Origin of the sequence: Bacillus sp. FSL K6-1218, from assembly GCF_038006445.1 — a bacterium.
Classification (GTDB): Bacteria; Bacillota; Bacilli; order Bacillales; family Bacillaceae_G; genus Bacillus_A; species Bacillus_A thuringiensis_S.
This window is the reverse complement of the sequence record NZ_JBBOVE010000001.1, coordinates 1-7,500: the sequence shown is the minus strand read 5'-3', so window position 1 is coordinate 7,500 and position 7,500 is coordinate 1. Positions and strand designations below refer to the sequence as shown.

Sequence of the window (7,500 nt, the reverse complement as noted above, 5' to 3'; positions counted from 1 at the left end):
TCCAGTTAAGCGTTGCAGACGCATATCTAAAATCGCTTGCGCTTGTTTCTCACTTAAACCGAAACGTTCCATTAAACCTTGTTTTGCAATATCAGCCGTTTTGGAACTACGAATTAACGTAATAACTTCATCAAGATGATCTAAAGCAATTCGTAATCCTTCTAAAATATGAGCACGTGCCTCTGCTTTTTCTAGTTCATAAGCAGTACGTCTACGGATTACTACCTTCTGGTGCTCCAAATAATGATATAAGTTTTGTTTTAAATTTAGTACTTGAGGCTCTCCATTTACAAGAGACAACATATTAATACCGAAACTTGTTTGAAGTGCTGTATGTTTATATAGATTGTTTAATAGTACGTTTGCATTGGCATCACGACGTACTTCCATGACAATACGCATACCATTTCGGTCTGATTCATCACGTAAATCTGTAATACCTTCAATTTTCTTATCGCGAACTAATTCTGCGATTTTTTCAATTAATCGTGCCTTATTAACTTGATAAGGTAGTTCCGTTACGATAATAGATTGTTTACCATTTGATTTCTCTTCAATTTCAACTTTGGCACGAAGCATAATAGAACCGCGCCCTGTTTCATAAGCTCTACGGATGCCACTTCGACCTAAGATTAAACCTGATGTCGGGAAGTCTGGTCCAGGAATATATTCCATTAATTCCGCGATAGTAATATCCGGGTTATGACTTAATGCCAACACACCATCAATTACTTCGCCAAGTTGATGCGGCGGAATATTCGTTGCCATACCAACTGCAATACCTGTCGTACCGTTTACTAATAAATTAGGGAAACGCGCTGGTAATACAATCGGCTCTCTTTCCGAACCATCGTAGTTATCTTGATAATCAATTGTATTTTTTGAAATATCACGTATTAATTCCATAGAAATCTTAGACATTCTTGCCTCTGTATAACGCATTGCCGCTGCTGAATCTCCATCTACAGAACCGAAGTTACCATGCCCATCTACAAGCATATAACGTTGACTAAAATCTTGCGCCATACGTACCATTGTTTCATAAACGGCTGAATCACCATGAGGGTGATACTTACCGATTACTTCACCGACAATACGTGCTGATTTCTTATACGCTTTATCAGCTGTAATTCCTAAATCATTCATCGCATATAAAACCCTACGATGCACAGGTTTTAATCCATCACGAACATCTGGTAATGCACGAGATACGATAACACTCATTGCGTAATCTAAAAATGAGGTACGCATTTCATGACTAATATTAATTTCTCGAATTCGTGCTTGTTGTTGATTGTCTGACATCAACGAGCACCTCCTCTTACGTTTCCGTTACACATACATTGATTTATATGTAGAAGACAGGAATACTTAGATTCCTGTCATTACTCATTTAAATATCAAGGTTTTTCACGTATTTTGCATTCTCTTGGATAAAGTTACGACGTGGTTCCACTTTATCACCCATTAAAATTTCAAATGTTTCATCTGCTTCTATTGCATCTTGAAGAGAAACTTGAAGTAATGAACGTACTTCTGGATCCATTGTCGTCTCCCATAGCTGAGTTGGATTCATCTCTCCAAGACCTTTATAACGTTGAATTCCTGGTTTCGGCTGGGCTGGTAACTCAGCTAATATTTTTTCAAGTTCTTTATCATTATAAGCATATTGAATTTTTTTACCTTGTTGCACCTTAAACAAAGGTGGCTGCGCGATATATATATATCCACACTCAATTATTTGACGCATATAACGATAGAAGAACGTTAATAATAGGGTACGAATATGCGCACCATCAACATCGGCATCGGTCATAATAATAACTTTATGATAGCGTGCTTTTTCGATATCGAAGTCCCCACCAATATTTGTACCAATCGCCGTAATAATTGTACGCACTTCATCATTTGATAAAATCTTATCTAAGCGTGCCTTTTCAACATTAATAATTTTACCCTTCAGCGGTAAAATTGCTTGAAAATGACGATCGCGTCCTTGTTTTGCAGATCCACCCGCAGAGTCACCCTCTACGATATAAATTTCACTAATTGCTGGATCTTTAGAAGAGCAATCTGCCAATTTCCCTGGTAAACTCGAAACTTCTAAAGCACTCTTTCGGCGAGTTAGCTCACGAGCCTTTTTAGCTGCTACACGCGCACGCGCTGCCATCGTTCCTTTATCTACGATCTTACGTGCAACATTAGGATTTTCCAGTAAGAATTTTTCAAAAGCCTCTGAGAATACTGATTCCGTAATCGTTCTCGCTTCACTATTTCCAAGTTTCGTCTTCGTTTGCCCTTCAAATTGCGGATTTGGATGTTTAATTGACACGATTGCTGTTAAACCTTCACGAACATCTTCACCAGTCAAATTACTATCCGCATCTTTTAAAATGTTATTTTTACGACCATAATCGTTAATCACACGTGTTAAGGCAGTTTTAAATCCCACCTCATGTGTACCACCTTCATACGTATGAATATTATTTGTAAATGAGTAAATATGATTTGTATATCCTTCGTTATATTGAAGCGCAACTTCAACTTGAATACCATCTTTTGAACCTTCTACATATACAGGCTCTTCATGAATTGGTTGTTTTGAACGATTTAAATGTTCAACATATGATTTAATTCCACCCTCATAGTGAAACTCTTTCTTTTGCTTATGTTCACGTTTATCTTCAATTGTTAATTTAATATTACGATTTAAAAACGCCAACTCACGCATACGAGTCGCTAGCGTATCGAATTCATATTCTGTCGTCTCTTTAAAAATTTCTGGATCCGGTTTAAAGCGAGTTATTGTTCCAGTCTTATCTGTATCACCGATGACTTTTAAGTCTGCAACCGGAATACCTCTTTCGTATTTTTGGTAATGGATTTTACCATCACGATGTACAAATACTTCTAATTCTGTTGATAAGGCATTTACAACAGATGCACCAACACCATGCAAACCACCAGAAACTTTGTAACCGCCACCGCCAAATTTACCACCAGCGTGGAGGACAGTCATAATAACCTCTACTGCAGGACGTCCCATTTTTTCTTGTATACCAACTGGAATACCACGTCCATTATCCGTTACAAGAATACTATTATCTTCTTCAATACTAACGTTAATTTCATCGCAATACCCTGCTAACGCTTCATCGATACTATTATCGACAATCTCCCATACAAGGTGGTGAAGTCCCTTCCCACTCGTAGATCCAATATACATACCCGGACGTTTCCGAACTGCCTCTAGTCCTTCAAGTACCTGTATCTGACTTTCATCATATGCATTTTCTTGCATTTGTTTTTGTTCCATTGACACAAAGATCACCTACTTTTCCATTTAAACAGGGGTTTATGCCCTATCTATTTCACAATCTACCGTGCCGTTCGTTACATGAATTGTTTTCGCATCTTTTAATGTTTCGTGTTCAATTCCGTCGACACTCGTCGTTGTAACAAATGTTTGCACCTTTCCTTGAATTGTATTTAACAGATGTGATTGACGATAATCGTCTAATTCTGATAAAACATCATCCAGCAAAAGGATTGGATATTCTTTAACCTCTGAATAAATTAATTCAATTTCAGCTAATTTTAGGGATAGTGCGGTCGTTCGTTGTTGTCCTTGCGAACCAAAGACTTGAACATTTTTACTATTAACGAAGAATTGTAAATCATCACGATGAGGACCAATTAAAGTCGTACCACGGAAAATTTCACGTTGTTTCACAGATTGAAAACTTTCATAGTATACTTCTTTTATTTTCGACAAATCCATTGATTCTGATACATCTACACTTGGTTTATAGACAATTTCTAACTCTTCTAATCCACGGCTTATACCCCGATGAATTGGAGCTGCCCATTCCTGTAGCAACTGCAAAAATTCAAAACGTTTTTGCAGTATTTTCGCACCATGCTCAATTAGTTGAAGTGTAAATACATCCAACATCGTTTCCTCATTCTTACTATTCCCTTGCATTTTTTTCAACAAGTGATTTCGTTGCGTGAGCACCTTTTGATATTGACTTAATTCATACAAATATACAGGAGCTATTTGTCCTAATTCCATATCTAAAAAGCGTCTTCTTACTTGAGGGCTTCCTTTTACAAGATTTAAATCTTCTGGGGCAAACATGACAACGTTCATCACGCCAATATATTGACTTAACTTTTGTTGTTCAAGTTGATTTAATTTTGCCTTTTTGCCTTTTTTCGAAATATTTAATTCCAAAGACAAAGAACTGTTTCTTTTTTGTAATTTCCCTTTTATTTGACCAAAATCTTCATCCCAGCGGATAAGTTCGCGATCATTAGAGGTTCTATGAGATTTCGCCATCGCTAAAACATAAATAGCTTCCATCAAATTTGTTTTCCCTTGTGCATTTTCGCCGATAATTACATTTACCTTATCTTCAAAGGAAAGCTCTAATTTTTCATAATTTCGATAGTTTTTTAATTGTATTTTTGAAATAAACAAAGGGCTCCCCCTTTATGCCTGAACTTGGAAAGTTCCGCTTCCTGGAATTTCAATAATATCGTTCGCATATAGTTTGCGACCTCTTCTATTTTCAAGTTCGTTGTTCACGTACACTTCGTATTCTTGTAAAAACCATTTTACAGCGCCACCTGTATCAATTATATCAGCTAACTTTAAAAACTGTCCTAGTGTAATATACTCTGTTGAAATTTTAATACGTTTCATAAAATCGCTCACTTTCTGAAAGTGTTCATTCTTTCATTGTACTAAATAAACTAACATTAGGAAAGTAATACCCAAAAATCAAATAAGGGTCACTAGCATCTTTAAACTAGCAACCCTTATTCCTTACCTAATAAGTACGAACCGGTAAAATCAATTGAATAATTGAATCATCATTTACTGTACGAATTAAGAACGGTCTCATCGCTCCAGTAAAGCTAACTTTAATCTCTGTACTATCTAGAGCTTTCAATGCATCCATCATATATTTTGCACTAAAAGATATTTTTAACTCTTCTCCATCTACTTTTTCACATTGTACTTCTTCGACAACTTTCCCAATTTCTGGTGAATTCGAGGAAATCTCTAGCATTTCTTGCTCTAAAGTTGATAATTTGACAACGTTATTGCGGCCATCTCTCGCTAATAGTGAAGCACGATCAATTGCTTGTAGGAATTCTTTTGTATTTACAAAAATATCCGTTTTACTCTCTGCTGGAATTAAACGTGTCGTATCTGGATAATTTCCTTCTAACAATCTTGAGAAGAATAATAAATGTTTTGTACGGAATAATACTTGATACTCCGTAATTACAATATCTACCATTTCTTCAGACTCATCCAGAATTTTACTTAATTCATTTAAGCTCTTACCTGGAATAACAACATTAGCTTGAAATTCATCTGCAATATTATGTCCTTCGATTTTCGCTTTTCGAAGTGCCAGTCTATGACTATCTGTTGCAATACAAGTTAACTCGCTGTTATATACCTTCCAGTTTACACCTGTCAAGATTGGTCTTGTTTCAGAAGTAGAAACTGCAAATACAGTTTGTCTGATCATATGCTTAAGTAAATCTGTTGGTATCTTAAATACATGATGTTCTTCAATCTGTGGTAATAACGGATATTCTGCAGAATCTAAACCATTTAAGTTAAACTCTGATTTTCCAGATTTTATTTTTGTCATAAAATGATTTTCCACAGAAATTTCGACAGTATCCTTAGGTAGTTTTTTTACAATCTCACTAAAATATTTTGCTTGTAAAACAATGCTTCCTGATTGAGCTATTTCTACGATTTCTTTTCCATCTTCTTCGACTGGAATAAACGATTCAATAGAAATATCAGCATCGCTTCCTGTTAATGTAACCCCTTCTTCAGTAGCTACAACTTTAATTCCCGTAAGGATGGGGATTGTTGTACGAGAAGAAACTGCCTTCATTACATCTTGTACACCTCTTACAAGATAGTCTTTTTGTATTGTAAAACGCATAAAGAAAAACCTCCGGTAAGTATAAGATTTTATTTAATTAATAAAGATAAAAAATAGTAGTAATAGTAATAGGGCTTGTGGATATGTGGATAACCCCTTTGAAGGATGTAAAAACAGTCTATCTACATGTGGATAGACTGTGCGTAAAACAAGGTAAGTTATTCACACTATTCAGCTACTACTTTAAAATACCATTAATTTCTTCAACTTGCTTTTGTAATTGCGTATCGGTTTTTAGTAGTTTAGAAATTTTTTCATGGGCATGGATAACTGTTGTATGATCACGTCCACCAAATTCTTCACCTATTTTTGGTAAAGAGGAATCCGTAAGTTCGCGTGATAAATACATTGCAATTTGGCGAGGAAACGCAACTGATTTTGTACGTTTTTTCGCTTTAAAATCTTCTAATTTTACTTGATAAACGTCTCCGACAGCTTTTTGAATATCATAAATAGAGATAATTTTCGGCTTAGAATTTGGAATAATATCTTTAAGTGCTTCAGCTGCTAAATCGGCATTAATATCTTTATTAATTAAAGATGAATAAGCTACAACTCGGATAAGTGCACCTTCTAATTCACGAATATTTGAATCAATTTGATTTGCGATATAAAGCATAACTTCATTTGGTATATCAAGCCCTTCAGCTTTTGCTTTTTTGCGTAAAATTGCAATTCGTGTCTCTAAATCTGGCGGCGTAATATCTGTAATAAGTCCCCATTCAAAGCGAGAGCGAAGACGATCTTCTAAAGTTGGAATTTCTTTTGGTGGTCGATCACTAGAAATTACAATTTGTTTACTTTCTTCGTGTAATGCATTAAATGTATGGAAAAACTCTTCTTGGGTTTGTTCTTTTCCAGCAAGAAATTGAATATCATCTATCAATAAAACATCTACGTTGCGATATTTATTACGAAAATCAACAGCTTTATTATCACGGATAGAGTTAATAAATTCATTCGTGAATTTTTCTGATGATAAATATACAACTTTTGCATTTGGATTATGTTCAATTACATAATGGCCAATCGCGTGCATTAAATGCGTCTTTCCAAGCCCAACTCCCCCGTAAATAAAGAGTGGATTATACGCTTTAGCTGGCGCCTCGGCTACAGCTAATGAAGCTGCATGGGCAAAACGGTTACCAGAGCCGATAACAAATGTATCAAATGTATATTTTGGATTTAACATGCTCTGTGGTAAATGAGCTGAATCATCTTGTGCTGGATTCCGCTTAACTGGAGGAAGATCAATGTCCTCTTCAGCTTGACTTTGGGGAATAATAAAGCGAATTGCTAATTTTGCCCCTGTTAAATCGTATAGTGTTTCTGAAATTAGTTCTGAGTAATGAGATTCTAGCCAGTCACGAGCAAATTCATTTGGAGCTGTAATCGTTAATACGTCTTTCTTCAAGTTATGAGCCGTTGTTGATTTTAACCATGTTTCATAACTAGGCTTGCTTACCTTCTTTTCTAATTCTTTTAAGGCACTATTCCATAAATCAGAGATATTTTCCAA

At 35.6% G+C, this 7,500-nt stretch carries 6 protein-coding genes (1 of these 6 only partly in view); all 6 read right to left on the bottom strand.

The window, feature by feature from the left end; translation table 11 throughout:
* Positions 1–1,305: the 5' portion of a DNA gyrase subunit A gene (gene gyrA, locus MHI26_RS00030; protein WP_061667492.1), read on the bottom strand. 1,167 nt of this gene lie to the left of the window's left edge; only the first 1,305 of its 2,472 coding nucleotides appear in the window; the start codon lies at positions 1,303–1,305; its stop codon lies off the left edge, out of view.
* A gap of 88 nt (positions 1,306–1,393) precedes the next feature.
* A complete protein-coding gene (gyrB, locus tag MHI26_RS00025) occupies positions 1,394–3,316 on the bottom strand; it encodes a DNA topoisomerase (ATP-hydrolyzing) subunit B (RefSeq protein WP_000435979.1) in 1,923 nt (640 codons plus the stop codon).
* A 39-nt stretch (positions 3,317–3,355) separates the two neighbouring features.
* Positions 3,356–4,483: a DNA replication/repair protein RecF gene (gene recF / locus MHI26_RS00020; protein ID WP_061667494.1), complete on the bottom strand. Its 1,128-nt coding sequence runs from the start codon at positions 4,481–4,483 to the stop codon at positions 3,356–3,358.
* Between the two features lie 12 nt (positions 4,484–4,495).
* Positions 4,496–4,708 carry a S4 domain-containing protein YaaA gene (yaaA, locus tag MHI26_RS00015; protein WP_000821361.1) on the bottom strand — a complete coding sequence of 71 codons (213 nt, stop codon included), beginning with the start codon at positions 4,706–4,708 and terminating at the stop codon, positions 4,496–4,498.
* Between the two features lie 127 nt (positions 4,709–4,835).
* Complete coding sequence (gene dnaN, locus MHI26_RS00010; protein ID WP_001212884.1) at positions 4,836–5,981, bottom strand: DNA polymerase III subunit beta; 1,146 nt, start codon at positions 5,979–5,981, stop codon at positions 4,836–4,838.
* 178 nt (positions 5,982–6,159) lie between these two features.
* Positions 6,160–7,500 carry a chromosomal replication initiator protein DnaA gene (gene dnaA, locus MHI26_RS00005; protein WP_000428018.1) on the bottom strand — a complete coding sequence of 447 codons (1,341 nt, stop codon included), beginning with the start codon at positions 7,498–7,500 and terminating at the stop codon, positions 6,160–6,162.